A 26309-nucleotide genomic window follows, 5' to 3' on the forward strand; every position below is an offset into this window, starting at 1 on the left:
CACGGGTGATAAAATGTCCCTGGAGGAGCTCTACTCGTACCTTAGGAGTTATATGGATCCCGATAGCGAAACCGCCAGGAAAAGGTACATGGCGCTGAAAGCCTTCTTCAACTGGACCGTCAAGAAAACCCTTCTCCCCGATGGAAGAAGGCTGAGGATACTGGATCTATGCGCCGGCACTGGAATAGCTGGGGCGGCTCTTCTCGAGGTCCTAACAGAGTGGGGCGTCGAGGCTTCTCTTACCTTAGTGGACAAACGAAAAGAGGACATCCTAAAAGTTGAGAGCTGGCTTAACGGCGAGAGGGAAGTTTACGGGGCCGTTATGGATTGCCTCGACGATCTGAGTAAGCTCGGGGAATTCGACGTTGTCCTCTTGTGGGGCTACACAATGCCTCACTTCGATCCGTATCAAGCGGCAGACCTCTTCACGAACGTTTCGAGGATTCTCACGCCCTCCGGAGTCTTCATGATCGAAGAAATGGACCGCTTCGGTACGTTCTTCTACAGGAAGGCATATCGGGAGATAGTTCCCGAAGTCAAAGGAGAAAACTACACGGTAGTTTCCCTCGATGAGGGCTACGACCCGCTGAGGGGAGTCATCATTAGGGGCTACTACCGGCTTCCTGGCTGGGAAAAAATAGGAGAGATAGAAACCCGTTATTGGGATCTCGCCGGACTGGCGGGCATGGGAAAACTCGTTTTTGAGAGGGTGAGGATAATACCAAGAAAAGAGCACGGCAATGCCGGCGTTGGCGATATTCTCTATTTCAGGGAACCAAAAACTCAACGGGCATAGTACTGGGGCCGTCTATCCCTGAAAATATCGTTGTAGTCGTTAAGCCGTTTGTTCCGCGCAAGGCTTAGATCTATCTCCGCTGTTCCAACCTCCTCTCCGTCTTCGCTCCCTTCCACCAGGGTCTCGGCCAGGGGGGAGTTTATCTGGCTCCTCCCTATGAACCTCAGGCCCCTCTCCTCGCCGACGCGGTCGGCCGTTATCGTGTACACCCTGTTCTCAAGAGCCCTTATCGGCATGGCCCTTGGAGCGTAGGGCATGACCAGGTTAGCGGGATGGGCTATGATCTCGGCTCCCTTGAGGGCCAGCGTTCTCGCGCTTTCGGGGAAGAACCAGTCGAAGCATATCATCACTCCAATCCTTGCGAAGCCAAGTTGAAACACCTCGAAGCCAAGGTTACCGGGTTCAAAGAACTCTTTTTCTCGGGCAAAGAGATGTATCTTACGGTACTTGCCCACGTAACCTTGCGGCCCGACGACGACTGCGGAGTTGTAAAGCCTTCCCAGGTTGTCCTTTTCTGCAGTCCCGGCAACTATGGAAATGCTGTATTTTTTTGCCACCTTAACAAGAAATCTGGTGGTTTTTCCGTTTGGAATGGGCTGGGCAACCGATTCGACTTCCTCTCTGTTCTCAAAGTTGTATCCCGTATCGAAGAGCTCAGGAAGGACTATAAGCTTGGCACCATTCTCCGCGGCCTTCTCGATTAGGCTTTCTGCCTTTAGGTAGTTCTCTTCAGGCTCCAGCAGTTTTGGGTACATCTGCCCGAAGGCAACCCTGATCACGTGTTCCACCTAACTGGGAACATGCAACAAAGGTACATAAGTATTATCGTTCAACGCAGGCGATTTTTACGGGATTAACCAGGCGTTATTTAAGAATTGCACGATTTGAAAACTGTTTTTTGTCAATGCTTTTTTATAACTAACGCATCAAGTCAAATTAACCTTTAAATCACATATAACTGGAAAAGAAACCCAAAGCCACAGTAATTTTTTGCAGGGCAAAACTTTTCCAGTTAGCAGGTTTTATCTAAAACCACCTTCAAAATCCGCTCACTAGCACTGGCAGGCAATCTCTTGGGAAAAACTTAAAAACATGCCTCTAAACTTCTCCAGGAATAGGAGGTGACGATCATGAAGAGGAGACCAAGGAAGTGGAAGAAAAAAGGGAGAATGAGGTGGAAGTGGATTAAGAAGAGAATAAGGCGCCTTAAGAGGCAGCGCAGAAAAGAGCGCGGCCTGATTTGATTCCATTCATTCTCTTTTTTGGTGATTCCAAGATGGACTTTATGGAACTCAGAAAGTTTTCGCTTTCTTTGAACACTTCCCTTGGCAAGACCCTTATAATGGCCGATCCTCACCTCGGGTTTGAGCTCTCCCGGGGCCTCAGGATAAGAACCCATTTTGAGGAAATCCTGTCCGAGTTCATCCTTTTAGAGGATCCCGATTTGGTGATAATCCTGGGCGATCTAAAAGAGCCCCTTGGATTGAGCTTCGAAATGAAATCAATTCTCAACCGTTTTTTCGAGAAGATCAGAGATTTTAACGTGGTGATGACAAAGGGAAATCACGACGGAAGACTGGAGGAGGTTACCTCAAAGTTCCCCAATGTGAAGGTTGTCGACCACTTTCTGCTGGATGGTCTTCTTTTTTTACATGGACACAAGCAGTTGCCAAGCGTGGAGTTTTTCGAGGGTTATTTGGGCCACGTTCATCCTGCTTACACCTTTAAAGGGGTAACCGCGAAGAAAATCAAGGTATTCGTCCGTATCGGGAAGTTCCTGATATTCCCCACGATAAACCCCTTCCTAGAGGGATTCGATATAAGAAGTGGAATAAAATTAGTCCCATTTTTAAGAGAAGCCAAGAACGCAGATTTGTTCCTCCCTGAGGGAACGTACATTGGAAGGATTGAGCTGTAGAGAAATTAAGAAGGCGGGCCTCAAGCCCACCGGACCCGCTTTGATTTCAACCCACGAAGAGGCCTATTTAAACCATTCATGACGTGATTTATATCATGGCTGCAAGTTAAGCTTTATTTGGATTTGAGCCGATTACTCAGGCATTAAAACATTCAAGAACCCCTATTTAAGTTTTTTCATTTGAATTCCGCAAAGATCATCTTAGGACATTGGTGATGACCTATTAGACATCCAAAATGTTTTCACGAAAAAACTGGAGCATTGTGAATTATGTAAACAAGAGTTAAACATCTCGGAAAATCAATAAATGGGTCAAAGTAAACGCCCAGAGTCACTTCTGAAGTTCCTGGGCTTTTTTAGCGAGCTCCTGAAGCTGAAGCTCAAGCTTCTTGAGGGCTTCTTGAGTTCTCGCTATGGCCTCATCGTACTCCCGGATTCTTCTCTCCAGGTAGGACACTGCATCCCTTATTTCCTTCTCCACAGCATAACCTGCCCCAACGCTGATTATGGCGTGTTCTTTATCCACTACGACCCCCTTAAGAAACGATCCCGCCCCGACTGGAACAAGAATCTCGGGTTTTTCATCTTCCACTTTTTCAAGCTTCTCCAGGGTCTCCTTGACAGCTAGGAACTCGTTTCTTCCCAGCGTCAAAAGTTCCAAGTTCTGGGCCAGCAGCTGTGCCTGTGCCTGGAGAAGCTGATACTCGTAAGCCAAACGCTCAAGCTTCTCGTTTCTCTCTGCCATTATCATCACCACGCTGCCATACTCCCAACCCTTTAAAGGGTTTTTCACCCCTTTCTTTTAAAGATATCAACCCTCGTGATTATGCCAACAATCTTTCCGTTTTTATCCTGAACAAGCACTGCCGGATGTTCTTCAAGGAGGTATTTGACAACCTCTAAGTCTTCATCCTCATTTACTATCGGGAAAGGCTCGTCCATAACCTCGATGACCTTCCTGTCGTAGATATCTTCGTACTCCAGGCTGCGCCTCACCAGGGATCGTTCTGTTACCGAGCCCACGACCTTATTGCCGCTTATTACCGGTATCTGGGAAATATTATGGGCATTCATGAGTTTTATAACGTCTTCGACTTTCTCATAGGGCTTAACTGAGATAACGGGGGAAGACATTACGTCAGCAGCCTTAGGCAGGGCCTTTTTACACTCCAGAAGAGCCTGAAGAATCCTGTTAAAGGTCGAAAGCCTCGGATCAACTTTACCGTTCTCGAGTTTGGCTATATAAGCCTGTGTAACCCCTGCCTTTCTGGCCAGCTCGTCTTGGGTTATCCCGAGTTCCTGGCGTATCTTCCTGATGATTGAGGGATCAATTGGACGGGGTATCACGACCGTAACTACCACCGGTTATATCAGGATCACTGAGGTTAATAAACCTTAGCTCGGAAGGGCTTTGATGAAGTGAAGATACGTCAACCAGATTATGAAAATCAGCCGGCTGATCTTATCGTACTCTGGAGAAGATCCTCAGCGATTTGTTCCTCCTGTGCTATGCCCTGACCTTCCTCCGTATAAGGCAAGGGTTCCAAGAGAAAAAGATAAAAACTGGTCTCCAACTTCACTCCCGCTGAGAATGGGTCCTAGCGTACCACTCCACCGTCTTCTTGAGGCCTTCCTCCAGCGACCACTCCGGCTCGAAGCCAAGCTTCCTTATCTCACTTATGTCCGCGAGGCTGTGCCTTATGTCGCCAGGCCTTGGCTTATCGAAGATTATCGAGCTCGTAGTTCCCGTTATCTCGATCACCTTCATTGCCAGCTCAAGAATACTTGTCTGCTTGCCCGTAGCCACGTTGAAAACCCTGCCGTTCGCCTTCCTGCTCTCCGCGGCGAGAAGGTTCGCCTTAACGACGTCCCTAACGTAGATGAAATCGCGCGTCTGCTTTCCATCGCCGAAAATTACAAGGGGTTCCCCAGCCAGGGCCCGGTTTATGAAGATGCTTATTACTCCAGCGTACTGGTTAAACCCCTGCCTCGGGCCGAAGACGTTGAAGTAGCGGAGGGCCACAACGGGCAAACCATAGAGCTCGTGGAAGACCCTGAGGTATTCCTCAGCAGTTGCCTTCGTGACGCCGTAGGGTGAGAGGGGCCTCGGTCTCTCTGTTTCTTTAAGCGGCAGGTTGGGGTTGTCTCCGTAGACTGCCGCAGAAGAGGCAAATATCAGCTTCCCGTGGCCCTCAATAAGGGCCTTGAGGATGTTGAGCGTCCCCAAAACGTTGACCTCCTCGGTAAAGATCGGATCGCGAACGCTCTCGACGACGCTGACCTGAGCCGCCTCGTGGAAGACGTAGTCCGCGTTGCTTATCAGCTCGGCTATGCTCTGATAGTCCCTTATGTCCGCCTTTATCAGTTTCGCCCCGGGCGGGACGTTCTCCTCCTTCCCGGTGTAGAGGTTGTCGATCACTATGACCTCGTTGTCCTTGACGAGCTCCCAGGCTATGTGGGAGCCTATGAAGCCTGCACCGCCAGTAACGACTACCAGCTTGTTTTTCACCTTTAATCCCCCACCTTTGGTTTTTGTCGCAAGTTTTAACCTTTTGGAATCTGGTCTGTTTTATTTTAACATTTTCATGCCAAACTCGAAACCATTATAAACCCCTTCTTGACTTAAATATGGGTAAGGAGCCATGCCGAGCTACATCGTTGTTGGCGGCCAATGGGGTGACGAGGGCAAGGGGTCAATAATAGCTTACCTCGCCCTGAAGGACAAACCGGACGTTATAGCACGCGGTGGAGTCGGAACGAACGCAGGACACAGCGTTTTTATAAACGGCAGAAAATACGCAGTGAGGCAGCTTCCAACGGGCTTCATGCAGACGAAGGCGCGGCTTTTAGTTGGTGCAGGCGTTCTGGTTGATCCCGAAGTGTTTTTCCAAGAGCTCGAAGCGCTTAAGGACTTTAAAGTTGCTGAGAGGGTCGGCATTGACTACCGCTGTGCAATAATCGAGGAGAAGCACAAACAGCTTGATAGAACGAACGGACACCTCCACGATAAGATAGGAACAACAGGAAGCGGTTGCGGGCCGGCGAACGCAGATAGGGTAATGAGAAGGGCAAAGCTCGCGAGAGATATCCCGGAACTTGAGCCTTACCTGACAGACGTTGCCGCCGAGGTCAACGACGCCCTGGATGAAGGCAAGCTCGTCCTAGTTGAGGGGACCCAGGGCTTCGGGCTGAGCCTCTACTACGGAACTTACCCCTACGTAACATCAAAGGATACGACCGCTTCAGCCATTGCGAGCGACGTTGGAATTGGTCCGACGAGGGTTGATGACGTCATAGTCGTCTTCAAGAGTTTTCCGACAAGGGTTGGAGCCGGCCCGTTCCCGACAGAGATGAGCCAGGAAGAGGCTGAAAAGCTCGGCTTGGTTGAGTACGGGACAGTTACAGGGAGGAGGCGCCGCGTCGGCTGGTTTAACTTCGAGTTTGCCCGCTACTCCGCCAGGCTCAACGGGGCGACGATGCTCGCTTTGACGATGCTCGACAAGTACGACAAAAGGGCTTTCGGCGTCACTGACTACGATAAGCTCCCAAAGAAGGCAAAGGAGTTCGTGGAGGAAATAGAAGAAAGGGTTGGCGTTCCAGTGGCTTTAATCAAGACCGGGCCAGAGCTGGAGCACATAATAGACAGGAGGGAGAACGTTTAGTCATTCATTCCAATTCAATAATCAACTAGGCAAGATTATTACTCTTCATTCTTCATGATCTCGGGAATTAACGAGGACAACCTCAAAGTGAGCCTCTTTACCAATGTCTCTGTGCATGGGAACGTCGATGACGAGCCTTATCCCGTACTTTCCATGTCCCATCAAGTACTCACCCATGCCGAAGAGCCTTCTGAAATCCTTTGGAGAGAAATCTTGGAGGGTCACAATAACGGTCTTTTCACCCGGCTTCAGCCATCTGAATGGGTTGAATGAAAAAGCATAGTTCAGTCCCTCAGCTATTTTAAAGCGATTGGAGGGGTAATCCTCATGATAAAGCTCCACCTTGCTCTTCCTGGCCTTTCTAATGAATGAACTTACCTTTCCCTCAAGGATGTTTCCCTTTCCTTCAAAATTTAATGTGGCATAGTCATCTCCATAGGTTACGGTTAAAGTTCCACTCCCCCTAACGGCCCCTCTGGGCTCGAGAACCATTACGATAACCCCTTCATACTTACCTCCCAGCTTAACTGCCGGAGCGGAGATGTAACCCTCGTCATCGCGTTTCACACTGACCACGAACTTCCCGGAGGGAAGTGGAACCCTTGAGGCCTTGCCCTTCTCGTTTTCCTGAAACTTTGAGTACACACGGTACGTCCTGTTCCTTCCCGAGCTGCTCCAGTAGCCCTTAGCGGAGTAAACCCCGGTTTCATAGTCAACTTCCTCCTGGAGGTAGATTCCATCATCCTCTATCCGGGCTTTTGAGAGGAAGGCATCAAGGTGGGCAAGGCGGCGCTTGACAATGGCTAAACCAAGAACGAAAGAAGCAACAACAAAGACCGCTGTGATTCCAAGCGCCAAGAGAACATTCTGGGAGATGTGAAGGGATATCTCAAGTCCCTTGTAAACGAATATCCCTGCAACGGCGCCAATTATTATGAATGGCCCGATAATGTTGCCCTTTGAGGGTTTTCCCACGATCACCTCAACCATTCTCAAGACCTCTGGAGGAGCCACTCAACTATCTTCCTGTGGAACTCCTCCCCCCACTCGGGGTCCTCGAATATCTCGTGGTAAGCTCCTGGAAACTCCTTTAGCTCTTTGTCTTCTACCTTGAGCTCCTCGAAGAGCCTCCTCGAGCCTTCTGGTGGAGTGATAACATCCCCAGTCCCAACGAGGAGTAGAACCGGGACTTTTATTCTCCCCGCCTCCCTGTGGGCAAGCTCCATGTTCTCGAAGATGCTCCTCCCAAGCTTGGCCGAGACTCTGTCGTGGACAAGCGGGTCCTCCACGTAGGCCTTAACGGCCTCTGGGTTCCTTGAGAGGAGTTCTGGCTTTATGCCGTTAGAGAGCGTCAGGCCTGGAGCAACCCTCCCGAGGAACTTTGCCAGAGCCACCATGAAGCCCGGCGTTTCAGGACTCTTGGCGAGGGCCGGTGAAGAAGCCACTACACCTCTGATTTTGTCGGGCCTCGTCTCGGCGTACCTTACAACCGTCAAACCGCCGAGGCTGTGGCCGAAGAGGAAGGGTTTTTCACCTAATTCTTCAATTATGGAATCAATTATTTCCATAGCCTCTTCGACGCTTGTGTGCCCCCTCTTGCCCGGGCTTTTCCCGTGTCCGGGCCAGTCGAAGGTGTAGACGGCGAAGCCGGCATCGTTCAGCATCCCTATCAGCTTTCCATACCTCCCGCTGTGCTCTCCGAGGCCGTGAACTAAAATGACCCAGCCCCTTTCAGGGGTTCCGAACTTGGCCTTGTAAACATCCATCCTCAACCCTCCAACCAGAGCCTTTTGATAGAAAGCCTAGCGGGAAATTTAGAAACAAAAGGAAATAGTTCACTCCTCAGCCCTTAGCTTCAGTGAGGTGTGCTCTTCCTTAAGGCGCTCAAGCTTTTCTATCAGTTCCTCAGAGAGGGCTTTGAGCCGGACTGCCACGTCCTCAAGTTCCTTGATTCTCTCCTCCAGCTGCTTTTCCCTTTCTTCAACCTCCTCCATAGCCTTGGCAAGCTTTTCTTCCTCGCTCTTTCTGTAAACCTCAACGTGAAGGTTTTCGTAGTCCCACGCTATTCTCCCGTCTTCAATTTTGAACGGCACGGTAATCCTGACAACGTCGCTCTTCTCAACACTGAGTTCCTGGAGCTTCTCGAATATTCTCTGGTTGAGCTCTCCGGCGGCCCTAACCACCTCCTTGGGCTCAACCTTTCCTCGCGTTAGTGCAAAGAGAACCCTTCTAACTTTGTGGGCGTAGCCTGAGGCTCGAACGTAGCCGGTACTCAGCTTCATGGACATCACCAAAAATTTATTCTACCTAGGTACATAAATCCTTATTGGTGGTCACCGGTGAACATATTGATCTTCGGACCTCCGGGTTCCGGAAAGAGCACTCACTCGAGGAGAATCGTCGAGGACTACGGCCTGACCTACATATCCTCGGGCGATCTGATAAGGCATGAGATAGAGCGAAAAAGCTCCCTGGGCCTTGAGATGGAAGCTTACCTCAGCAGGGGCGACCTGATACCGGACACGATAGTCAACACCCTGATAATATCGAAACTCAGAAGGCAGAGGGAAAACTTCATCCTCGACGGCTATCCACGAACGCCCGAACAGGTAATAGCCCTCGAAAACTACCTCTACGACCACGGTATAAAGTTGGATCTCGCTCTAGAGATCTTCATCGACGAAGAGACAAGCATTGAAAGGATTTCAGGGAGAAGGATATGTCCAAACTGCGGCGCCGTTTATCACGTGAAATATAACCCACCCAAGGTGCCGGGGGTCTGCGACCTCTGTGGGTCAAAGCTCATCCAGAGGCCGGACGACAGGGAAGACGTCGTTAGAAAGCGCTACAGGATTTACACGAAGAATATGGAACCCATAATAAAGTTCTACCGCGGAAAAGGCATTTACGTTCGCGTCGATGGAGACGGGTCAATAGAGGAGGTCTGGAAAAGGATAAAACCGTTGCTCGACTACATCAGATCCAGAGAGGAAAAGAGAAAAGAACACGAGTAATATGGAGGGTCAGCTGCCCTCCCATATCGTGTACTCTTTTTGGGCCAAGAATACCGGCTCGAGCCTCTTCCTGTAGACCACGAAGTTGTCACCGTACTTCTCCTTGAGCTTCTCTATGTATGTCGAGAAGACGTCTTCAGGGACGCTGACGTGGGCTTTTATCACGTTGTTGTTCCCTGCCTTAACGGCAAGACCCTCCTTGACCGGAATGTACGCCACGATCTCCTGATAAGGATCGAGGTAGAAATCATCCTTGTAAATGTCGTTGCCGTTCGGAGTGAGGTAGTAGACGATGCTGGCCCTCAGGGCGAGGGTCACATTGGCGTAGTCTTTCCTAAATGCCGCTGTAAGCTCCATGTCTCCGCTCTCGCCTGGAGCCACTGGAAAGCTCGGATTGACTTCCTTACCGTTCACCTTCACCGGCCCGTCCAAAACGCCAACGGGGCCCTCCTGAACAAGCACCAGCCTGTAATCGGTGGCGTTGGGAACGTCGATGCTGAGTGTGATCGGAGTCTCGTTGAGGTGGTTGATGTAAAGCCCGGTTGCAAGCGTTTCCCTCTCTATAAGGCTTCCGTTGTTGTAGGCCTCGAATATTAGCGTCCCGTCCTTAACGTCCCTTCCGAAGGCCGATATGTAGATCCTGAAGGTGTGGTTGCCGACCGGAAGCTTCGTGGGCAGGAACGTTGAGTAAACCTGCTGCCACGTCCCGTTCTCGACGGTTCCGTTGGTCAGCATGTCTATCCTGTAGACGGCGAAGGGCTGGAACCGGTAAGTGTTAACCCCGCCCTCGGCTTTAACGAGCTTGAAGTTGGCCCTGAGCTTCATGGAGTCGGTTATGTTCCTCGGGTCGAGGTAGTTGAAGGCGAGCTGGACGAAGTTGCTGAAGGCTATCTTGTCGTAGGCGAGTAGTCCAAAGTTCGGGGAGAACCTGTAGAGGACGTAAGGAACGTTGGGCTGCTTGTTCTGGTAGACAGAACCCGTAGAGAGGTCGACTATGGTGTCGGGCACGTACTGGAGCACCTGGCCGTTCCTGTTCACCACCCTAACGTAGTAGGTCTTGCTCTGGTTGTCGAAGACCATGGTGGAGCCGTACTGGGGCCCGACGGGCATGAACATCGGGTTGTGCTCGTACTCACCGTAGGTTATGGCACCGCCGAGATAGCTTATGGCGTTGAACTTGTATATGTCACTCTGCCAAGTTATGAGGTAGTTCAGGCCCCAGGCCTCAAAGTCCTGTTCCGCTTCGTTTCCGCTGTGCGAGAAGAAGTCCGCGAGGATGTACCTCCTGTCGTAGGCATGACCACCGTCCGTTGATGCCCTCCTGTGTGAAAGAAGGCTCGACTCAATCCAGTAGCCGTAGTCCCACCAGCTGGTCGCGCTGTCGAGGGGGTTCGTGTTGTCCTTCATCCAGAGGAGTGTGTTCTGCCAGCTCTCGGGAACCTGTTCGCCCGCGGCCATACTGTCGGCCATCTTGCCCATGTCCCTCGCGCCTATTACTGGGAGGGGCAGGAAGAGCAGTATCAGGACGAGGGCGTACATTGCCTTGGTTCCAAGTCTCTCATCCATCCTCTCGATGGCCACTATGAACTCCCCAAGGAGAAGACCTGCAAGGAGTATCACCGCACCCGAGGCCTGGAAGCTGAACCTAACGGCAGTCCAGAGGAAATAGGTGGCCGCTGCGTAGTAAGTAGCTAGGAAGACCTCCTTGTAGCCGGTTATGTCACCTCTGTAGAGCTTCCAGCCCATCCTGGACAGGAGAATGAGGAAGCCGACCAGCGAGAATATGTACAGAATGCCGTCCTGACCGGTCCCGTTGACGTAGTGGATGCTGAAGACGTTCTTTACGTAGGCCCAGTTAGGTCTGGCGAGTTCCGCAACGGTCTGGTAGAGCGGGTTCGACTGGTACGCACCTCTCAGGAACTTCCAGAGGTCTCTTCCGAAGTAGACGTACGCCGCTATGAGGCCGAGGAGGCCGATCCCTAAGACCGTCCCAAACCTATGCTTCTTATCGGAGTAGTTGAGGCCTACCTTTTCTCCGAAGAGCATCACCGCAGTCAGTGCCACTATGAAAAGGTAGACTTCAAGAGCGAAGATTATAAACGGTCTGTAGCCAATTAGGGGAATGCCCGTCATAGGCAGGGCGCCTAGGAGGACTATGAGCATCAGCGGGTAAAACTCGTAGGCGAACCTCTTGAGCTCTTTGATCCTTCCAAAGGTGAACAGGATTATCGGGTGGATCCCCATGAAGGCTATGAGCACACCAAGACCGAACTGGCTTCCATCCCAGCTCATCATAAAGAGCCAGCTGAAGAGTATGAAGAGCACTCCCCAGAGGAGTTTCTTCCAGGCCTTCCGGAGATCCCTCAAGTCAGCCCTCTCATCAAGGTAGTACGCCATAGCCAGGACAGCGAAGACGAAGAACATGAGGAACGGCGCCTCACCCCTGGCGTTGCCCGAGTAGGTCTTGGTATAGTTGGAGTAGGAGAAAGCAAGGAACACCGCTGCCCAGAAGCCTGCCCAATCGGAGTGGAGCTTCCTTCCCAGGAGGTACACTCCTATTATGGTTATGGCGCCAACCAGCGGAGTCCACATCTTGAAGAAGTCGAGCTCTGAGTAGCCCAGATGGCTGAATACAAGGTTGTAGACTTTAGCCGGGATGACGTAAAGACCGAGCGAGCCGCCGAGTTTTATTCCGGTCGGGGGATCTGCATAGGCGAAGTAGCTTGGTATGCCGTGCTTCACGGCCTCCTTAAAGATCTCGAAGTGATAGAAAGTGTCCGGATCAACCAGATACTTCAGTTTCGCCGTTTTCATTCTTATGATGTATCCGTAGTAAGCAACCAGCAGGACAATAAGTGCTAGCCCGTAGGCTTTAAGCTTAGGATAAATCCCTGCGAGCTTTTTAAGGAATTCCGACTCTTTCTGGGGGGTTTTGGTTTGTTTTATCTTTTCCTTCTTTTTCTTCTTATCAACGTTCTTCACCATTTCAGCAACCCCCTTTACTCAACTGTGACGGACTTGGCAAGATTTCTCGGTTTATCGGGATCGTTGCCCCTCAACACGGCCAGATGGTAAGCGAGAAGCTGGAGGGGGACAACGTAAATTATAGGGGTCAAAAGCTCATCGACAGGAGGCATCTCTATTAGAACGTCGGAAACCCTTTCAAGTTCTTTCCTGTCGGAGAGAGCTATTATCATGGCCCCCCTTGCCCTGGCCTCCTCCATGTTGCTGACCATCTTTTCGAAAACTCTGCCGCTTGGATTTATCGCGATCACGGGAACACCGTCCTCAAGGAGGGCCAGCGGGCCGTGTTTGAGCTCGCCTGCGGAAATGCCTTCGGCGTGGATGTAGCTTATCTCCTTTAGCTTGAGAGCACCTTCAAGGGCTGTGGGGACGCTTATCCCCCTGCCGATGTAGAAGAAGTCCTTCCTGTCCTTTAGTGTTTCAGCAAGCTCCCTGAGGGAGCTGTTATAGCCAAGAACCTGCTCCACCAGTTCTGGGGCCCTTTCAAGTGTCCTCTCAAGCTCTTCCAGATACTTTTCATCGGCCGTTCCAAGAATCCTGGCCAGCTCTATGGCGAGCATTGTGAGAACCGTGAGCTGAGTGGTGTAGGTCTTTGTTGCCGCAACACCTATCTCAGGTCCTGCATGGGTGTAGAGGGTTAAATCCGCTATCCTCGTCGCCATACTGCCAACAACGTTGACGATAGCGAGTACTTTGGCCCCTTTCCTCTTAGCGAGCTTCATCGCCGCGAGCGTGTCAGCGGTTTCCCCGCTCTGGGTTATGGCTATTACGAGCGTGTTCTCATCTATGAGGTCCTCGAACTCGTACCTGAACTCGCTCGCTTCTTCAACGAGGGGGGCTTTCTTAGCGAGCCGCTGGAGGAGGTATTTGCCCGCGAGGGCAGCGTGATAGGAAGTCCCCATGGCCACAAAGATGACCTTTTCATACTTCGCTATCTCCTCAGCAACCGACTTTATCACTTCCCTGTTGCCGTGTATGGCATCCCTTATGGCCCCTGGCTGCTCGTAAATTTCCTTCAGCATGAAGTGAGGAAAGCCGGCCTTTTCGGCCATCTCCAGCGTCCACTCTATCTCGTGGATTGGTTTCTCGACTATTTCACCGGTGTCAATCCGCTTCACGACGTAGGAGTCCTTAGTTATAACAGCGTACTCACCATCGTCCAGAAAAACGGCTTTGTTTGTGTACTCCAGAAAAGCGGGAACGTCGCTGGCGGCGAACATCTCGCCGTCCCCGATTCCGAGGACAAGGGGGCTCTCGTTTCTGACAACATAGAGCCTGTCGGGTTCATCAGCATACACTATGGCAAGTGCAAAAGAGCCCTTGAGCCTCTTTAAGGCCCTCCTAAGGGCTTCCTCAAAGTTTTCCGAGTTTTTGAGTTCCTCCTCTATAAGGTGGGCGATCACCTCGGTATCGGTGTCGCTCTCGAATCTGTGGCCCTTTTTCAAGAGCTCTTCCTTCAGCTCGGCAAAATTCTCAATTATTCCATTGTGCACGAGGACTATTTTTCCAGTGCAGTCCTTCTGGGGGTGAGCGTTAATATCGTTGGGAACGCCGTGAGTTGCCCATCTTGTGTGGCCGATCCCCCTGTTGCCATTCATTTCAAGGAAGCCAAGCCTCTCTGCGAGGTCATCTATCCTCCCGGCGCCCTTTCTAACATCAAGCTTCCCGCCGTCGTCAATTACAACGCCTGCAGAATCATAACCTCTGTATTCGAGTCTCTTTAGACCTTTCAATATGACTTCAGCCGCATTTCTATCGCCAATGTACCCTATTATTCCACACATGACCAAATCCCCCTTCGTCTTTTACTCTCTGAGTACATAAAGGTATGCCGTTAAAAGAGTTTCTGAGGAAAGGCGCAGAAAAGAGAAAGAAAAATCAGACCTTGAGCTCGCCTATATGCTCAAGGACTTTAACCATGAGCTTAACCCCAGCGTCTACATCCCTTTCATCCACAACTTCAGCGTTCGAGTGTATGTAGCGCGCTGGAACGCTTATCGCTCCCGTTGGAACGCCAGCCTTGTTAAGGTGTATCGCCCCGGCGTCGGTTCCACCGCCGAGGAGAATGTCCCACTGGTAGGGTATCTCGTACTTCTTAGCGAGCTCCTCCATCCATCTGACTATCGTCGGGTGGCAGATCACCGAGCGGTCCATAATCTTTATCGCCGTTCCCTTTCCGAGCTGGGTTACCTGTTTGTGCTCAGGCGTACCTGGAACATCGGCCGCTATGGTGACATCGATGGCAAAGCCGTAGTCGGGGTCGATTCCAAAGGCCGAAACCCTGGCACCGCGGAGGCCAACCTCTTCTTGGACGGTTGCGACGAAGTATATATCAGCGTCGCTCTTCTCAAGCTCCTGGGCGGCCTTAACGAGGGTGTAAACCGCTATCCTGTCGTCGAAGGCGATGCTAACGAGCCTGTGCTTTCCGAGGCGCTCAAGCCTGCCGTCCCAGGTGATAATGGTGCCTACCTTAACTCCCATCTCCTCGGCCTCTTCCTTGCTCTCTGCCCCGATGTCAAGGAAGACCTGATCCCAGGTCGGGGCCTTGCTCCTCTCCTCGGGCTTCTGGATGTGTGGCGGGACGCTTCCGCCGACACCGTAGATGTACTCGTTCGGTCCGATCCAGACTTTAAACCTCTGGGCTATCAGGGTTCTTGGGTCAACACCGCCGACCGGGGCGACGCGGAGGAATCCGTTCTTCTCGATGTGCGTTACCATAAGGCCTATCTGGTCCATGTGAGCCGCAAGCATTACCTTTGGCCCACTTCCCTTTTTGTGCGCTATAACGTTGCCGAGCTTATCGACCTTTATCTCGTCAACGTAGGGCTTGAAGGCCTCTATAACAACGTCCCTTACTCCAAGAAACTCGTAGCCGGAAACCCCCGGGGCTTCGACGATTTTCTTGAGAAGTTCAAAGTCCACCATTCTCATCACCTTCCGTTTAGATTTCCGTCTAAATGTTGTTCGCGAGATATTTAAGGTTTTCCAAAATCGAGACTAGTTCCCAGAGGCTAACAGTCGCTAATCTCATAAAAAATCCTCCTCATGGGTAGATCCTCACCCCCATGGCATCCTCGCTGTTGTCATAAATCTCGCGGATTCTGAATAGGTACGCTGGCGTTCTACTCCAGTCCCTTGGCTTTTTCGGCCTGTGGAATACGTCGTGGACGGCGTTGGTGTACTCCCAAATCTCATCCCCAGCGTGAACTTCGACCTCACAACGCACCTCGTATGAAGTGCTCGGAGGAGTGAAGAACAGTATAGTCGCTTCCCTGCTCCCCGAGATGACGTTTTCCCATGTGTGCTTCTTCGCGAGCTCAAGGGAGACGAACTTCGTGAAGTCTATCTTTTCGCGGACGTATATCTCGTTCAGGAGGAACTCAAGGGCTTTCCTTGGATTGTAGGGTTTTCTCAGCTCTTCTCTCAGCTTCTCTATCGTTTCGGACAAAAACTCCTCGCGGTGGACGAAGCCAATCCCCTTTATTGAACCGTTTACCCCGGCTTTTCCGCAGGTTATTATGGCGGCATTGTGCCGGGTGAAGCCTATTAACATCATCAGGGCCAAACTTTCCCTCCGCTAGCTTTCTTATTCCCTCAACCCTCTCCTCAAAGGCGTAACGGATGAACTCCTCCGGTATCATTGGACCACCTTTCAGAGTTCACCCCCAAAGTTAAAAACGTCTTTCGGTCTAATATCGTCCATGAAAAAGCCAGGACTACTCGAACTAGACACCGTCCCGTGCACCTTCATCGAGAGGCTCAACCGCTTCGTCGCTTTGGTGGAAGTTAAAGGGGAAACCAAAAGGGCCCTCGTCACGAACACTGGAAGGCTGGAGGAGTTCATGGTTCCGGGGAGGAAGGTTTTCTGTGTCCCAAAAACAGGCGGAAAGACGGACTTCATTTTGGTCGCCTTCGAAGACTTGGGAGGAAAAGGAGCTGTGATAGACACGAGAACTCAAGCCAAGGCTTTTGAGAGGGCTGTTGAGCTGGGTCTAATCCCATGGCTAAAGGACTGCTTTATAAAGAGGAAAGAGGTAACTGTAGGGAAATCCCGCCTCGACTACCTATTCGGGTGTCCCAATGAAGAGGTCTACGCCGAGATGAAGAGCGCGGTTCTGAGGGGTGGAGAGCGCGGGGAATACGCAATGTACCCGGACTGCCCTTCAACGAGAGGTCAGAAGCATATAAGGGAGCTGATAGAGCTAAGAAGAAGCGGGAAACGGGCGATGATATTCTTCATCGGTGCCATGCCGGGCGTGGAGAAGTTTAAACCCTACGAGAAAGGTGACCCAGAGATAGCGAGGCTTTTGAGGGAAGCGAGAAAAGCTGGCGTTGAGATCCACGCCCTAAGTATCTCCCTAATTCCAGGAAAGGGCATCGTCCTTGAGAGGCCCGAGCTTGAAATCGAAATATAGAGGTCAGATGGCTTTAACCCTTCTTGCAACCTTTGGCCTCGGCTTGTAGAGTATCTTACTGCCGCAGTACGGGCAGCGAACTTCTCTGGCTGTGGCGAGGTCAAGCTCAACCTCCCTACCACACTTGGCACAGCGGTAGATTGCCTTTACCATGGTCATCACCCTGCGAAAAAAGAAGAAGGGCCTCACGCCTTGGAGACAACAACACGCTTTGCGACCTTTCCGGCCGGAGTGGTCGGCAGGTATGCGCCGCCGGCGAAAGTGGCACCACACTTCTGGCACTGCCAGATTCCGGTGCTTATTCTCCTGACGGCCTTCCTTCCGCAGACCGGGCAGACGTGCTTCTGCTTCATCTTGGCTTCAACGGCGGCCACTCTTCTTCTTATCTTGAGACCGTACCTGGGACCAAACCTTCCGGCGGAACCGACCTTTGTGGTTCTTCCCATGAGCATCACCCCTAATTATCAACCTGTTTTCACGACTGTTGGGTTTTTTCGGGGACGTTTTATAAACCTTTGCATAGGGGAAACCCAGTCGGGTTTATAAGGTTTCTTTCTCAGATCAAACCGGTGGTAAGGATGATCAGGGTAAAAGTGCTCGGAAGGGGAATAGAGAGGGAGATAGAATGGAAAAAAGGCATGCTCGTCAAGGACGTGCTCAGAGAGATTGGCTTCAACACCGAGAGCGCAATAGCGAGGGTGAACGGAAGGGTAGCCCTTGAGGATGAAGCCGTTGAAGACGGGGCCAACGTTGAGGTAATACCCGTGGTCTCCGGCGGGTAGTTATTTCGCCTATTGACGAAAGCCACATTGGCAGTAAGCGAAAACCTTTTAAACTTTTGGATACCTACCATTCTCCAGGTGAACTGTATGAACGGGATAAACCTGCTCAGGAGGAAATTAAACGTCGTTAAAAAGCAGAAGGAGTTGCTCATTCTCGAGGAGGCAAAGCTTGTGAGGATGGCACGTCAGAGGAAGGACGTGGCCAAGAAGCTTGAAAAGGTCAAGAAAGAAAAGTTCAGAGTTCTTGCCGAGGAGGCCAAACTGATTCGCGTCATAAAGCAGAGTGCCAAACCTGCCTGATTCTTTTTTTGCTGTACTTTAATTCGCGGGGAATTCAACTCCCCCATTCAACAAGCTTAAAAAGGCCTTTCTCCTATGTGCTTGAGGAGTAAAAGGAGAGGTGATTCTCATGCCAAGGAAAGCCAAGGAGTATCCTGAGGAAGGGGAGTTCGTTGTTGCCACGGTTAAAAATATTCACCCTTACGGTGCGTTCCTCACGCTGGATGAGTACCCCGGCAAAGAGGGCTTCATGCACATAAGCGAGGTCGCTCCCACCTGGGTCAAGAACATAAGGGACTACATCAAAGAGGGGCAGAAGATAGTGGCGAAGGTCATAAGGGTCGATCCCAGCAAGGGACATATTGATCTGAGTTTAAAGCGCGTCAACCAGCAGCAGAGAAAGGCCAAGCTCCAGGAGTACAAGAGAGCCCAGAAGGCCGAGAACCTGCTCAAGATGGCGGCCGAGAAGATAGGAAAGGACTTTGAGACCGCCTGGCGGGAGGTCTGGGTTCCGCTTGAGGAGGAGTACGGGGAAGTTTACGCAGCCTTCGAAGATGCCGCCCAGAACGGAATAGAGGTTCTCAAGGGACTCATTCCCGACGAGTGGCTCAAGGCCCTCAAGCCCATAATCGAGGCCTACGTTGAGATACCGACAGTTACCATCGACGCCGAGTTTGAGATAACGGTTCCAAAACCCAATGGAATCGAGATAATCAAAGAGGCCCTGATAAAGGCCAGGGACAGGGCAAATCAGGAAAAGGACATCGAAGTAAAGTTCTCCTACCAGGGAGCACCGAGGTACAGAATAGACATCACGGCCCCAGACTACTATAAGGCTGAGGAAGTGCTGGAAGACATAGCCGAGGAGATACTAAGGGTGATTAAAGAAGCGGGCGGAGAGGCCACGCTGATCAGGAAGGAGAAGAGGATAAAGAAAGTCAAGAAGAGGGGTAAGTGATGAACTTCAGGATAAGGAAGTGCCCCAACTGCGGCAGATACACGCTCAAGGAAATCTGCCCGGTCTGCGGAACCAAGACCAAGGTAGCACACCCGCCGCGCTTCTCGCCGGAGGACCCCTACGGCGAATATCGGAGAAGGCTGAAGCGTGAGCTTTTAGGGATAACCAGGAGGGAGTGAGATGAAAGAAACCATGATTTACCTCCTTGAAAGGCCCAAGCTCAGGGACCCCGTGTTCATCGAGGGGCTCCCTGGAATAGGTTTGGTTGGAAAGCTGGCAGCGGATCATCTCATTCAGGAGCTCAACGCGGTCAAGTTTGCGGAGCTTTACTCGCCTCATTTCATGCACCAGGTTCTCATCAGGAAGAACTCAGTTGTCGAGCTCATGAAGAACGAATTCTATTACTGGAAGAATCCAGACGAGAACGGAAGGGACCTGATAATCATCACTGGCGACCAGCAGGTTCCGCCCACGGACAGCCCGGGCCACTATGAAGTTGTCGGCAAGATGCTCGACTTCGTTCAGGAGCTCGGTGTGAGGGAGATAATCACCATGGGCGGCTACCAGGTTCCAGAGCTCCAGGGAGAGCCAAAGGTTCTCGCTGCTGTAACACACGAGGAACTCATAGAGCACTACAAAGCAAAACTCGAAGGCTGCCAGGTTGAAGTTATCTGGAGGGAGGACGAGGGTGGAGCTATAGTCGGCGCCGCCGGTCTACTCCTTGGAATGGGCAAGCTCCGCTCGATGTACGGTATAAGCCTGCTCGGCGAGAGCCTTGGGTACATCGTTGATCCTAAAGCGGCTAAAGCCGTTCTCTCGGCTGTCACAAAGATACTGGGCATAGAACTCGACATGTCCGCCCTCGATGAAAGGGCAAAGGAAACCGAAGAGATACTCAGGAAGGTTCAGGAGATGCAGAGGGCGATGCTTGAGCAGAGCATGCCCCCACAGCAGGAGGAAGAGGACAGGGGCTACCTCTGACTTAAGTTCTCCTCTCTTTACTCAACTTTGAAACAAAAAACAGAAAAGCGAGAAATCAGCTCCTGAGAACTTCCTCTAACAACTTCAGTCCCAGCTCAAGGTATTCCCTCGCCTTCTCCTCACTTTTGGCTTCGCTGAAGACCCTTATTATCGGCTCCGTTCCGCTTGCCCTCACGAGAACCCAGCCGTCGTCGAAGATTATCTTGGTTCCGTCTGTCGTGTCCGTCTTGTAGCCCCTCTTTTCAGCGAGCTCGGCAACCTTGGCCACTATGGCCTTCCTGTCGCCCCCAACGTGCCTCTTTGTCTTAAACTGGTAGTACTTGGGGAGTTCATCAATCAGCTCGCTGAACTTCTTGCCCGATTTGGCAAATATCTCAACTATCTTGGCAGTAGTCATCGCACCGTCCCTGCCGAGAACGAAGTCCGGGAAGATAACGCCGCCGTTCTCTTCGCCGCCGATGGTGCCGTTGTTCTCCAGAAGGGCTCTGGCAACGATAAGGTCACCTACCTTGGTTCTCATCACTTTTGCCCCGTTACGCTTCGCTATGTCATCGAGCAGGTTTGAAGTAGCTATGGTGGTAACGAGAAGCCCACCGCTTTTCTCCCTCAGCACGGCGTCGGCAACGAGCGCAAAGGTCTTGTCTCCCTGTATAAAGCGGCCGTTCTCGTCTATGAAGACCGCCCTGTCAGCGTCGCCGTCTTGGGCAACGCCGAAGTCAGCACCAAGGGCTTTGACTATCTCCTTGAACTCCTTCAGGTTCTCTTCGTTTGGTTCAGGGTTTCTGGCCGGGAAGTGGCCGTCCGGGTGGGCGTTAACACTGACGACTTTACAGCCGAGCTCTCTGAGAAGGTAGGGAAGCGTAAGCGAGCCGGCGCCGTTGGAGGTGTCGACAACGACAAAGGGCCTTCTGGCCTTTATCGCCTCGACGTCCACTCTGCTCTTTATTGCCTCGATGTAGGGCTTTATGATGTTCTCCTCGCGAACCTCGCCTATCTCGTCCCATCTGGCCCTGTCAAAGTCCTCGTTGAAGAATATTTCCTCGACGACTGCCTCGCGCTCCTTCTTCAGACCCATGCCGTTTGGCTCGAGGAGCTTTATCCCGTTGTACTCGGGTGGGTTGTGGCTGGCTGTTATGACCGCTCCACCGTCGGCCTTGAAGTGGTTGGTGGCCCACTGTATTGCAGGAGTTGGAGCTATGCCGACGTCGATAACATCACAGCCTACACTCAGCAGGCCGCTGATTAAAGCGTCCTTCAGCATTTCACCGCTTACCCTGGTGTCCCTGCCGACAACGACGAGCGGTCTTTTCCTTCCCTCCCTCTTGAGCATCGTCCCAAAGGCCATGCCCATCTTAAGGGCGAACTCCGGCGTTATCTTCTCGTTCGCTATTCCGCGGACTCCGAAGGTCCCAAAGAGCTTTCCCATTTCAATCCCTCCCGAAATCGTCCTCAAAGCGGACTATGTCATCCTCACCGAGGTATTCTCCTATCTGGGTCTCGATAACCTCAAGAACAACCTTTCCAGGGTTTTCAAGGCGGTGGATGACTCCGGCCGGGATGAAAGTGCTCTCGCCGGGCCTTAGGAGTATCTCCTCGTCCCCGACGCGGACTTTGGCTGTTCCCCTCACCACGACCCAGTGCTCCGAACGATGGTAGTGCATCTGGAGGGAAAGCTTCTTGCCCGGCAGAACGGTAAGGCGCTTTATCTTGTAGCGCTCTCCTTCCTCAAGGACTGTGTAGCTTCCCCATGGTCTGTAAGCCGTTCTGTGGACAATTGCCCTCTCGTCGTTCTTCTCCTTTAGAACCTTGTAAATCTCCTTAACCTTCTGGCTCTCGCCCTTCTTCGCCACGAGGAGAGCATCGTCGGTGTCAATTATGATGAGGTCTTCAACGCCCACCGTTGCGGTGAGACGTTCGGATATTATGAGGTTGTTCTTTGAGTCAACCCCGATGTGATAAGCGTTTTTGCTCGTTATCCTTATGGCGTTCCCATCCTCGTCCTTCTCCAAAACCTCGTATATCGCGTCGAAACTGCCAAGGTCGTTCCAATAGGTGTTGAGCGGGACTACCGCCGCCTTGTCGGTCTTCTCCATGACTCCGTAGTCGATGCTTATATCCGGGGCCAGCTCGTAGGCCTTCTCTATGCTCTCCTCCTCGAAGGCCTTTACAACCTCGGGCGCGTGCCTCTCTGCCTCCTCAAGGAAGAGCGACGTCGAGAAGGCAAACATCCCGCTGTTCCAGTAGTAACCGCTCTCAACGTATTTTTTAGCCGTCTCAAGGTCTGGCTTCTCCTTGAACTCGGCAACGGTATAGCCGAGAACCTTCTCACCTTCCTTGATTGCCTCACCCGGCCTTATGTAGCCGTAGCCGGTGTGTGGCCTAGTCGGCTTTATGCCGAAGGTCACCAGATAATTCCTGGCCAGCTTCTCTGCCCTAACGAAGGCAGTCTCGTAGGCCCCGTTCACCTCGATGAGGTGGTCGCTGGGCAGTACCGCAACGACGGAGTCGCCAAAGATTTCATCTACCGTCTTAACCCCCCAGTAGATGGCCGGAAGGGTGTTTTTGCCAACCGGTTCAAGGAGAATGTTCTCGGCTGGAAGCTCAACGCCGAGCTCCCCCAGGTCGTCGAGAACCCTGAATTTGTACTCCTTGTTGGTAACGACGAATATTTCCGCCGGCCTTGAGAACTTAAGCGCTCTCTCGACGGTCTTCTGGAAGAGGCTTCTATCGTCAAGAAAGCGGACGAACTGTTTGGGCATCAGTTCCCTGCTGAGCGGCCACAGGCGGGTCCCCTTACCCCCAGCCAAGATCAGCATCTTCATAGTAACCACCTTTTAGCTTCTGCCCACTGTTTTGTTTTACTGGTTTTTAACTTTGGCGAAAGGAAAAAAATCAGCGAAGTGCAAACTCACCGACGAAGGCCGAGCTTGAGATGGTGTCTCCAATGCCAACTGTTGACTTTGGCTTCGCAACTATCTTCGTCGGGACAAAGGCAAGCTGATAGGCACCAACCTCAGCTATGCCATCTTTCATGCCATACTCCTTCACAAGGGCCTCCTCCACAGGCTTGGCCTTCTCGTTGACCGGAACGTCCATGGCCTTGACGACATCGTCTATCGAGCGCACATCACCTAGCTTCGCCTTTGCTGCAGCAGCTAAAGCCGCGAAGAGGAGGGCATCGCGGACGAAGTCGCCCTCGTATTCCGTTAGTGCAAGGTAGTAGCCGTAGGTGTGGAAGTGTATCCTCTTCACGCCGGTTTTTTCAGCGAGCTTGAGCATGGCCTCTGTAACCGCTATCGGATCAACGGGGTCGTGAGAGAGAAGCTTCTCAGCAAGGCCTTTCTCACCCATTACCTCCATTATCGAAGCCAGCTCAACTTCGTTCAGTCCAACGCTCCAGAACTTTCCGAGCAAATCAATGATGGCTTTTCTCACAGTCTCATCCGGTGTAAAGGCGAACTCAAGGTGGACGGGGATGCCCTTCTCATTCAGAACCTCCAGGTGTTGTTCAATGATTTCAAACGGCTCGCGGTAGTTTTCCTTCGTAAGCGCCTGGAGGCCGCTGATAATGGCAAGTTGGGCCTCTGAGGCTATCTCACCAAAGTGTTTGAGGAACTCGGGCCTTATGTAGACGTTCGGGTTGTAGTCGTCGGCCGAGCCTATGAAGCGGTTCTCCCTCGGTGCCTCAAGGTCAAAAACGGTAAAGCCCCTTGGAAACTCGTAGATGTAGTGGAGGCAGTTCTCCTCGTCTCCTCCGAAGTCCCTCGGGTGGACGAGCTTTAGTCTTCCCTCCTCAACCTTCGGAACGTATATTGGGCCGTCTTTGAAGAGGCTCGCCTGAAGGCCGGAAAGCTGGGGGACGTGCGCTATAACTGGAACGCCGTACACACCGCCGAGGAGGTTTGCCATTATGCCGACCTGACCGCCCATCCTGAGCTCGTCCCAGCCCCAGCGCTTCATGTAAAAGCGCGTTGAACAGCTCTCGACGAAGAGCTCGGCAGCTTTTCCCCTCTTTATGCTCCAGAGGATTGAGCCGAGCAACTGGGGGACGTTCTCTATCCTTTTGGGAAGCTCCTCAGCGTACTGGAAAACCTCCTCTTTACCGGCCTTCTCAACGCGCTCCTCCAAGTCTTTTCGCTCCAGATACTTGACGGCGTCGATGTTGGTGTTGTAAGCTAAGAGAACCCTTCCGGTGCTGCCAATCCTAGCCCTAACCTTCTCGAAGGCAGAAGCGTAAAGGTTATCCCAGGCCACATGTATCACCGGGAGTGAAAAAGATGGGAGAGCTAATAAGAGTTTCGCTGGCTTTTTCCGCGGAGGTATTTACGACCACCCACTTCCACAACTTTATAGATCTCCCCTTCAAGTACTTCAAAATCTGGCTTTTCTATCTCGTAGGTTTCGTAGCTCTCCATGTCCATAAGCTGGATTTCCTCACGGCCGATGCTTGTAACCATTGCCTCGCTCTCAGTGGCCTCGACCACGTCTATCTCCTCTCTCTTTACGGTTTTCCAATCAATGTGCTCGCTCTCCCCTGTGCTGAGGTTCTTTACCGACATTCCCCTTCCATCAACTCTCTCGACTTCGTAGACCCTGCCCGCTCTATCCGAAACTATGTCACCCTTCCTGAACTTTGGCAGTCTAACACTCACACTCGTACGGTAGACCTCTTTACTGGTCTGTCTGTCGAGGCCGACCAGCTCATAGGCCTCGCTGATCGTTCCGCCAAAGCGCTCCTTTATCGCCTGGGCCAGCTTTCTCGCGGCACTTGTGGAGCCCATGTAGAAGTCCAACCCTTCTTCCTTCTCGATGGTGTCCTGAATAAAGCCCATCCTGTCCTTCCTCATTATCTCGTCGACTTTTTTCTCAACGAGATCATCTATGGCTTTCCGCTCTTCACTGCTTAGCTCTCTGCCCTCTGCGCGAACCTGCAAAATGGCCTCGAAATAGCCACCAAGAAACTTTTGACAGCGGGGACACACCGTCTGGCGGACGTAAACAGTAACGTACTTTCTCTCATCGTGCAGCTCACGCTGAAGCTCGTGTATCCTCGCTTTAACCCGGACTTCATACGTTATTATGGCCGGGAAGTATTCAATGTGCCAATCAACCGGCTCAAAAGAAACCACCGCCTTTCCAACAGGGAGTTCTTGAGTTGATTCCAGCTCCTCGGGGGACACCAGCTCAAAGGTTTTGACCCTCTCATCGAGGGAATTTTCAATGGCCTCAAGCAAAGCGCTCTCCGCCACCTCAAAGATCAGCTCTTCGAGTTCGTAAGTTTTTGGATCAACCCAGACGCCCCTCTTTTTATAGCTCCCGCAGTTCTGACAGAGTTCCGTGTTGAGTTCATCATCGATGAGAAGGACCGGATTCTCCTTCCTAAAGCACACCTGGCAGAGGCCCTCAATTAAGGGACCACCTTCGCTCTCGCTTATACCACACCTGTAACAGAAGCGCTCACCCATAACCATCACCACATCAGCTTTGCCATCTGGGCGTGAGGTATTCCTTCAATCCTCAGAACCCTTTCGGGGTCAACGTAACCGAGTTCTATCGCCTTTGAGACGCATCTCTCCCCGGTCAGGTTGGCTATGGTGGCCTCTTCCAGGAGGGACTCCAGGGCGTCTTCATCCATCAGCTCGCCTTTGTAGAACCTCTCCCTGACCTCAAGCTTAAGCTTACCCTCCCTGAACGTCTTTCCAAGCAGTTCTTCATCACATGCTGCCAAGAGAACCTCGCCCTGAACACGATAGATTTTAACGTATATCATGACCCTTCCCGGACGCCCTAAAGGCGAAGGGTTTATAAACCCTGCCGGGCGAAAAGTTTAAAGCAATTTTTTCTAACATTATGTTAGAGAAGAAGGAGGTGGTAGAGATGGAATCAGATATGGGGAAGCTCCTCGATATCCTCGGGAACGAAACTAGGAGGAGAATACTCCTCCTGCTCACGAGAAGACCTTACTTTGTGAGTGAACTGAGCCAGGAACTTGGAGTAGGACAGAAGGCCGTGCTCGAACACCTCCGAATACTAAAGAGCGCAGGGTTAATCGAAGAACGGGTTGAAAAAATCCCCCGCGGGAGGCCAAGAAAGTACTACACGATAAAAAGGGGCTTTAGGCTGGAGGTGCTCCTAACTCCCTACACCTTCGGCACTGAAATTTACGAGCCCAGGAAACCCGGAACTAGAGAAGTTTACTCAAGGGCCAGAGCCCTAATCAAGGCCCATGAGCCAGTGGAAGAGAAGATAGGAGAGCTTGTGGATTTCCTGGGCGAGATAGAAGTAAAGCTGAACGAACTACTTGAGGCCAAGAGAGAACTGGAAGAGGTCAGGCTTCTGATTGAGACGTACATAGAGAACCTCCTGAGAAGGGTTGCACAGGAAGACGAGAAGCTCGTCGAGGAGATAATACACGAGATCGAGCCTAAGCTGCCGAAGAGAATACTGGAAAGAATCAACGACTTTTAGGAAGCGGGAAGA

29 protein-coding genes are annotated in these 26309 nt (G+C 51.8%); 11 read left to right on the forward strand and 18 right to left on the reverse strand.

From position 1 onward, the window contains the following. The first annotated feature begins 13 nt into the window (after positions 1 to 13). On the forward strand, positions 14 to 796 hold the full coding sequence (locus A3K92_RS05665; protein WP_088885337.1) for a methyltransferase domain-containing protein: 783 nt from the start codon (positions 14 to 16) through the stop codon (positions 794 to 796). Here the strand turns inward: A3K92_RS05665 and A3K92_RS05670 are convergent. Then, positions 784 to 1575 (reverse strand): nitrilase, encoded by a 792-nt coding sequence (locus A3K92_RS05670; protein WP_088885338.1) that lies wholly within the window; start codon positions 1573 to 1575, stop codon positions 784 to 786. The two genes, A3K92_RS05665 and A3K92_RS05670, sit on opposite strands and share 13 nt — an antisense overlap. Before the next feature lie 563 nt (positions 1576 to 2138). On the opposite strand from A3K92_RS05670, the gene A3K92_RS05675 reads away from it, so the two are divergent. Continuing rightward, positions 2139 to 2714, forward strand: a complete 576-nt coding sequence (locus A3K92_RS05675; protein WP_335755196.1) for a metallophosphoesterase — start codon at positions 2139 to 2141, stop codon at positions 2712 to 2714. A 331-nt stretch (positions 2715 to 3045) separates the two neighbouring features. Here A3K92_RS05675 and pfdA read toward each other — a convergent pair whose 3' ends face one another. From pfdA to A3K92_RS05690, 3 genes are all read right to left on the reverse strand, one after another. Continuing rightward, a complete protein-coding gene (gene pfdA, locus A3K92_RS05680; RefSeq protein ID WP_088885340.1) occupies positions 3046 to 3459 on the reverse strand; it encodes a prefoldin subunit alpha in 414 nt (137 codons plus the stop codon). 44 nt (positions 3460 to 3503) lie between these two features. Then, positions 3504 to 4076 carry a CBS domain-containing protein gene (locus tag A3K92_RS05685; RefSeq protein WP_088885341.1) on the reverse strand — a complete coding sequence of 191 codons (573 nt, stop codon included), beginning with the start codon at positions 4074 to 4076 and terminating at the stop codon, positions 3504 to 3506. 214 nt (positions 4077 to 4290) lie between these two features. Next, positions 4291 to 5223 carry an SDR family oxidoreductase gene (locus tag A3K92_RS05690; RefSeq protein ID WP_088885342.1) on the reverse strand — a complete coding sequence of 311 codons (933 nt, stop codon included), beginning with the start codon at positions 5221 to 5223 and terminating at the stop codon, positions 4291 to 4293. Positions 5224 to 5356: 133 nt separating this feature from the next. Between A3K92_RS05690 and A3K92_RS05695 the strand changes: the two genes are divergently transcribed. Next, a complete protein-coding gene (locus tag A3K92_RS05695) occupies positions 5357 to 6376 on the forward strand; it encodes an adenylosuccinate synthetase (RefSeq protein WP_088885343.1) in 1020 nt (339 codons plus the stop codon). 45 nt (positions 6377 to 6421) lie between these two features. Here the strand turns inward: A3K92_RS05695 and A3K92_RS05700 are convergent, their stop codons facing one another. The 3 genes from A3K92_RS05700 to A3K92_RS05710 all read right to left on the reverse strand — a co-directional run bounded on the left by A3K92_RS05700 (position 6422) and on the right by A3K92_RS05710 (position 8658). Then, complete coding sequence (locus A3K92_RS05700) at positions 6422 to 7366, reverse strand: hypothetical protein (protein WP_088885344.1); 945 nt, start codon at positions 7364 to 7366, stop codon at positions 6422 to 6424. Between the two features lie 2 nt (positions 7367 to 7368). Continuing rightward, the gene (locus A3K92_RS05705; RefSeq protein WP_088885345.1) at positions 7369 to 8142 is read right to left on the reverse strand and encodes an alpha/beta hydrolase; all 774 of its coding nucleotides are present in this window, start codon (positions 8140 to 8142) and stop codon (positions 7369 to 7371) included. A gap of 69 nt (positions 8143 to 8211) precedes the next feature. Further along, on the reverse strand, positions 8212 to 8658 hold the full coding sequence (locus A3K92_RS05710; protein WP_088885346.1) for a single- stranded DNA-binding family protein: 447 nt from the start codon (positions 8656 to 8658) through the stop codon (positions 8212 to 8214). Between the two features lie 57 nt (positions 8659 to 8715). On the opposite strand from A3K92_RS05710, the gene A3K92_RS05715 reads away from it, so the two are divergent. Beyond that, positions 8716 to 9390, forward strand: coding sequence for an adenylate kinase (locus A3K92_RS05715; RefSeq protein WP_088885347.1), 675 nt, complete (start codon positions 8716 to 8718; stop codon positions 9388 to 9390). A gap of 9 nt (positions 9391 to 9399) precedes the next feature. Here A3K92_RS05715 and A3K92_RS05720 read toward each other — a convergent pair whose 3' ends face one another. The 4 genes from A3K92_RS05720 to A3K92_RS05735 form a co-directional block, all read right to left on the reverse strand. Next, positions 9400 to 12375, reverse strand: a complete 2976-nt coding sequence (locus A3K92_RS05720; RefSeq protein ID WP_088885348.1) for a glycosyltransferase family 39 protein — start codon at positions 12373 to 12375, stop codon at positions 9400 to 9402. Between the two features lie 14 nt (positions 12376 to 12389). Further along, entirely contained in the window at positions 12390 to 14198 is a 1809-nt protein-coding gene (glmS, locus tag A3K92_RS05725; RefSeq protein ID WP_088885349.1) for a glutamine--fructose-6-phosphate transaminase (isomerizing), read from the reverse strand. Positions 14199 to 14292: 94 nt separating this feature from the next. Beyond that, a complete protein-coding gene (locus A3K92_RS05730; RefSeq protein WP_088885350.1) occupies positions 14293 to 15339 on the reverse strand; it encodes a M42 family metallopeptidase in 1047 nt (348 codons plus the stop codon). 118 nt (positions 15340 to 15457) lie between these two features. Next, the gene (locus tag A3K92_RS05735; RefSeq protein ID WP_232460938.1) at positions 15458 to 15970 is read right to left on the reverse strand and encodes a hypothetical protein; all 513 of its coding nucleotides are present in this window, start codon (positions 15968 to 15970) and stop codon (positions 15458 to 15460) included. Positions 15971 to 16115: 145 nt separating this feature from the next. Between A3K92_RS05735 and sfsA the strand changes: the two genes are divergently transcribed. After that, positions 16116 to 16829, forward strand: a complete 714-nt coding sequence (gene sfsA / locus A3K92_RS05740) for a DNA/RNA nuclease SfsA (RefSeq protein ID WP_088885351.1) — start codon at positions 16116 to 16118, stop codon at positions 16827 to 16829. A 3-nt stretch (positions 16830 to 16832) separates the two neighbouring features. Here sfsA and A3K92_RS05745 read toward each other — a convergent pair whose 3' ends face one another. Both A3K92_RS05745 and A3K92_RS05750 read right to left on the reverse strand, forming a co-directional pair. Continuing rightward, positions 16833 to 16982, reverse strand: coding sequence for a DNA-directed RNA polymerase subunit P (locus A3K92_RS05745; RefSeq protein WP_088885352.1), 150 nt, complete (start codon positions 16980 to 16982; stop codon positions 16833 to 16835). Between the two features lie 32 nt (positions 16983 to 17014). Continuing rightward, positions 17015 to 17275: a 50S ribosomal protein L37ae gene (locus A3K92_RS05750; protein ID WP_088885353.1), complete on the reverse strand. Its 261-nt coding sequence runs from the start codon at positions 17273 to 17275 to the stop codon at positions 17015 to 17017. 132 nt (positions 17276 to 17407) lie between these two features. Between A3K92_RS05750 and A3K92_RS05755 the strand changes: the two genes are divergently transcribed. From A3K92_RS05755 to A3K92_RS05775, 5 genes are all read left to right on the forward strand, one after another. Next, entirely contained in the window at positions 17408 to 17611 is a 204-nt protein-coding gene (locus A3K92_RS05755; protein ID WP_088885354.1) for a MoaD/ThiS family protein, read from the forward strand. An 87-nt stretch (positions 17612 to 17698) separates the two neighbouring features. After that, positions 17699 to 17911 (forward strand): hypothetical protein, encoded by a 213-nt coding sequence (locus tag A3K92_RS05760; RefSeq protein ID WP_088885355.1) that lies wholly within the window; start codon positions 17699 to 17701, stop codon positions 17909 to 17911. Positions 17912 to 18020: 109 nt separating this feature from the next. Next, positions 18021 to 18848 carry a translation initiation factor IF-2 subunit alpha gene (locus A3K92_RS05765; protein ID WP_088885356.1) on the forward strand — a complete coding sequence of 276 codons (828 nt, stop codon included), beginning with the start codon at positions 18021 to 18023 and terminating at the stop codon, positions 18846 to 18848. After that, positions 18848 to 19027: an RNA-protein complex protein Nop10 gene (locus A3K92_RS05770; protein ID WP_088885357.1), complete on the forward strand. Its 180-nt coding sequence runs from the start codon at positions 18848 to 18850 to the stop codon at positions 19025 to 19027. The genes A3K92_RS05765 and A3K92_RS05770 overlap by 1 nt, the downstream gene beginning before the upstream one ends. Position 19028: 1 nt before the next feature. Next, positions 19029 to 19829: a proteasome assembly chaperone family protein gene (locus A3K92_RS05775; RefSeq protein ID WP_088885358.1), complete on the forward strand. Its 801-nt coding sequence runs from the start codon at positions 19029 to 19031 to the stop codon at positions 19827 to 19829. A 55-nt stretch (positions 19830 to 19884) separates the two neighbouring features. Here A3K92_RS05775 and glmM read toward each other — a convergent pair whose 3' ends face one another. The 5 genes from glmM to A3K92_RS05800 all read right to left on the reverse strand — a co-directional run bounded on the left by glmM (position 19885) and on the right by A3K92_RS05800 (position 25599). Continuing rightward, on the reverse strand, positions 19885 to 21255 hold the full coding sequence (gene glmM / locus A3K92_RS05780) for a phosphoglucosamine mutase (RefSeq protein WP_088885359.1): 1371 nt from the start codon (positions 21253 to 21255) through the stop codon (positions 19885 to 19887). Position 21256: 1 nt separating this feature from the next. Further along, on the reverse strand, positions 21257 to 22651 hold the full coding sequence (locus A3K92_RS05785; protein ID WP_088885360.1) for a mannose-1-phosphate guanylyltransferase/mannose-6-phosphate isomerase: 1395 nt from the start codon (positions 22649 to 22651) through the stop codon (positions 21257 to 21259). Positions 22652 to 22721: 70 nt separating this feature from the next. Continuing rightward, positions 22722 to 24083 carry an ADP-specific glucokinase gene (locus tag A3K92_RS05790; protein ID WP_088885361.1) on the reverse strand — a complete coding sequence of 454 codons (1362 nt, stop codon included), beginning with the start codon at positions 24081 to 24083 and terminating at the stop codon, positions 22722 to 22724. 32 nt (positions 24084 to 24115) lie between these two features. Further along, positions 24116 to 25294 (reverse strand): 60S ribosomal export protein NMD3, encoded by a 1179-nt coding sequence (locus tag A3K92_RS05795; RefSeq protein WP_088885362.1) that lies wholly within the window; start codon positions 25292 to 25294, stop codon positions 24116 to 24118. A gap of 5 nt (positions 25295 to 25299) precedes the next feature. Beyond that, positions 25300 to 25599, reverse strand: a complete 300-nt coding sequence (locus A3K92_RS05800) for a DUF424 domain-containing protein (RefSeq protein WP_088885363.1) — start codon at positions 25597 to 25599, stop codon at positions 25300 to 25302. A 107-nt stretch (positions 25600 to 25706) separates the two neighbouring features. Between A3K92_RS05800 and A3K92_RS05805 the strand changes: the two genes are divergently transcribed. Further along, complete coding sequence (locus A3K92_RS05805) at positions 25707 to 26297, forward strand: ArsR/SmtB family transcription factor (RefSeq protein ID WP_088885364.1); 591 nt, start codon at positions 25707 to 25709, stop codon at positions 26295 to 26297. Positions 26298 to 26309: the final 12 nt, after the last annotated feature.

The organism is Thermococcus gorgonarius (assembly GCF_002214385.1).
Lineage (GTDB): Archaea > Methanobacteriota_B > Thermococci > Thermococcales > Thermococcaceae > Thermococcus > Thermococcus gorgonarius.

Coding starts and splice junctions, on each gene's coding strand:
- A3K92_RS05735 (WP_232460938.1), bottom strand. CDS start 15,970: ATGATGTTAATAGGCTTCACCCGGCACAATGCCGCCATAATAACCTGC.
- A3K92_RS05710 (WP_088885346.1), bottom strand. CDS start 8,658: ATGAAGCTGAGTACCGGCTACGTTCGAGCCTCAGGCTACGCCCACAAA.
- A3K92_RS05705 (WP_088885345.1), bottom strand. CDS start 8,142: ATGGATGTTTACAAGGCCAAGTTCGGAACCCCTGAAAGGGGCTGGGTC.
- A3K92_RS05765 (WP_088885356.1), top strand. CDS start 18,021: ATGCCAAGGAAAGCCAAGGAGTATCCTGAGGAAGGGGAGTTCGTTGTT.
- A3K92_RS05720 (WP_088885348.1), bottom strand. CDS start 12,375: ATGGTGAAGAACGTTGATAAGAAGAAAAAGAAGGAAAAGATAAAACAA.
- A3K92_RS05770 (WP_088885357.1), top strand. CDS start 18,848: ATGAACTTCAGGATAAGGAAGTGCCCCAACTGCGGCAGATACACGCTC.
- A3K92_RS05760 (WP_088885355.1), top strand. CDS start 17,699: ATGAACGGGATAAACCTGCTCAGGAGGAAATTAAACGTCGTTAAAAAG.
- A3K92_RS05695 (WP_088885343.1), top strand. CDS start 5,357: ATGCCGAGCTACATCGTTGTTGGCGGCCAATGGGGTGACGAGGGCAAG.
- A3K92_RS05675 (WP_335755196.1), top strand. CDS start 2,139: ATGGCCGATCCTCACCTCGGGTTTGAGCTCTCCCGGGGCCTCAGGATA.
- A3K92_RS05795 (WP_088885362.1), bottom strand. CDS start 25,294: ATGGGTGAGCGCTTCTGTTACAGGTGTGGTATAAGCGAGAGCGAAGGT.
- A3K92_RS05755 (WP_088885354.1), top strand. CDS start 17,408: ATGATCAGGGTAAAAGTGCTCGGAAGGGGAATAGAGAGGGAGATAGAA.
- A3K92_RS05785 (WP_088885360.1), bottom strand. CDS start 22,651: ATGAAGATGCTGATCTTGGCTGGGGGTAAGGGGACCCGCCTGTGGCCG.
- A3K92_RS05750 (WP_088885353.1), bottom strand. CDS start 17,275: ATGGGAAGAACCACAAAGGTCGGTTCCGCCGGAAGGTTTGGTCCCAGG.
- glmS (WP_088885349.1), bottom strand. CDS start 14,198: ATGTGTGGAATAATAGGGTACATTGGCGATAGAAATGCGGCTGAAGTC.
- glmM (WP_088885359.1), bottom strand. CDS start 21,255: ATGGGAAAGCTCTTTGGGACCTTCGGAGTCCGCGGAATAGCGAACGAG.
- A3K92_RS05700 (WP_088885344.1), bottom strand. CDS start 7,366: ATGGTTGAGGTGATCGTGGGAAAACCCTCAAAGGGCAACATTATCGGG.
- A3K92_RS05745 (WP_088885352.1), bottom strand. CDS start 16,982: ATGGTAAAGGCAATCTACCGCTGTGCCAAGTGTGGTAGGGAGGTTGAG.
- A3K92_RS05730 (WP_088885350.1), bottom strand. CDS start 15,339: ATGGTGGACTTTGAACTTCTCAAGAAAATCGTCGAAGCCCCGGGGGTT.
- sfsA (WP_088885351.1), top strand. CDS start 16,116: ATGAAAAAGCCAGGACTACTCGAACTAGACACCGTCCCGTGCACCTTC.
- A3K92_RS05800 (WP_088885363.1), bottom strand. CDS start 25,599: ATGATATACGTTAAAATCTATCGTGTTCAGGGCGAGGTTCTCTTGGCA.
- A3K92_RS05775 (WP_088885358.1), top strand. CDS start 19,029: ATGAAAGAAACCATGATTTACCTCCTTGAAAGGCCCAAGCTCAGGGAC.
- A3K92_RS05805 (WP_088885364.1), top strand. CDS start 25,707: ATGGAATCAGATATGGGGAAGCTCCTCGATATCCTCGGGAACGAAACT.
- A3K92_RS05665 (WP_088885337.1), top strand. CDS start 14: ATGTCCCTGGAGGAGCTCTACTCGTACCTTAGGAGTTATATGGATCCC.
- pfdA (WP_088885340.1), bottom strand. CDS start 3,459: ATGGCAGAGAGAAACGAGAAGCTTGAGCGTTTGGCTTACGAGTATCAG.